General features: G+C 38.2%; 1 pseudogene. It reads right to left on the bottom strand.

From position 1 onward, the window contains the following. Window positions 1-1,269, bottom strand: a pseudogene (locus Q0296_RS07910) (hypothetical protein); the annotation flags it as partial.

Genomic DNA, 1,269 nt, shown 5'->3' on the forward strand with positions numbered 1-1,269 from the left:
TGGCTCTACTGCAAGCTTGTTATAGTCAGCTCCGATGACGCTATGCTTTACATTTAGAGCGGTTACTTCTGTGGTTGTAGCTTTTATGAAATTCCCAACTAGCTGCACCACGTCGTCACTATCGCCTGAAATTTTAAGGATAGTATTTAGACTTACTTTACCATCAGGACCCTCGGTAGGGTTGGAGTCTATCATGTCGCTTATGTTTTGCCCGTTTAGCTTTAGCTTCACAGCCTTTGTGCCGTCAAGCTCGATGCGCTCAAAGCTCTCAAGGCGCTTATCTAGCTCTTCTATCTTTGTTAGATCCACGTTTTGTGTAAAAACTAGCGTATCTATGCCACCTTTTGCGTCGATATCGTGTGAGTTAAAGATAAATCTGTCATCAAGGTTACTACCAACATCTTTAGTACCTTCAAATTTTAGATCAAATGGCTTATCAAAATCGCTTGCATTATCGCCAAATTTCACACCATTTATTTCTTTTGCCTTATAAAACGTATCGCTCTCTTTTGTCACAAGGTGATTTTGAGCAAGAGCCTCCATATAAGCGTTGCTGACTAGTTTTATAGAACCATCGTTTGTATAAAGAAAACCACCTCTATCATTATTTATACTGAGCTTTAGTGAGTATTCAAACAACTCATCAGATGTTTCGACATGAAATTTATAAAAACCTCCATCTTGTGTTAAATGAACATTACTGCCTAGACGATCTAAATATGAAGTTTCATAAGTGCCTGTTAAATCTGTAAAAGCTTTCCAAAAAATTTCTCTACCATCAAATTCAAACTTAATACTTTGCCTTTCAGGCTTTGCATCATAATAAAAATTGTTAATATCACTACGATTTTTTATAAATATCCAGCCATCCATACTGACCATTACTCCATCTGCTGTTATCTTGGACTCATATAGTTTATAGTGTCCGTTTAAATTGTGTGGCTCGAATGTTAAATTTGTGGCTATTCTGTCAATGGCATAGTCTGCATTTGGATCTCTGCCTATCTTAGCGAGCTCCATAGCTGTCGGAGTACGGTCGCGTAGTCTGCTAGTTTTGGTTGGAAAACCTAAAGGATCAACCTGTTGTCCGCTATAGTAATATAAGTCATTAAATGTACTTGTCGCACTTACGTGATGGCTTGCACTCCACTCTTTTAGTATGCTTTTGCTATTATGCTCTATATCATAATAATCAAGCCCTCGCCCATGGTTTCTAGCGGAGTCATAAAGCCAAATGTTTGCATCTAGCCCCCTGTTTGTGACATTTAA

This window comes from uncultured Campylobacter sp. (assembly GCF_937890585.1).
Classification (GTDB): domain Bacteria; phylum Campylobacterota; class Campylobacteria; order Campylobacterales; family Campylobacteraceae; genus Campylobacter_A.